1 pseudogene is annotated in these 233 nt (G+C 54.5%); it reads right to left on the bottom strand.

The window, feature by feature from the left end:
* Positions 1 to 233: pseudogene (locus tag MXD62_RS09715) on the bottom strand (ABC transporter ATP-binding protein); the annotation flags it as partial.

Below are 233 nucleotides of genomic sequence, written 5' to 3'. Positions count from 1 at the left end.
GCGCAATTCGCTGTTTTTCCCCTCCGCTTACCTCAGCCGTTCTTTTATGCAACAGAGGCCGCAGCCCGAACAGCTGACTAACCTCGGCCAGACGGGATTTCATCTGTGCCATCGGCAGTCCAATGTTCTCCATGCCAAACGCCACTTCACGTTCAACCGTATCGAGTACAATCTGACGTTCCGGATCCTGGTGCAGGAATCCGAGATTCTTGACGATCTCCCGCTGGGTAAGC

The organism is Frankia sp. Mgl5 (genome assembly GCF_023242985.1).
Classification (GTDB): domain Bacteria; phylum Actinomycetota; class Actinomycetes; order Frankiales; family Frankiaceae; genus Parafrankia; species Parafrankia soli.
Note: the sequence above shows the minus strand (reverse complement) of the source record. Positions and strands in the feature narration are given on the sequence as shown.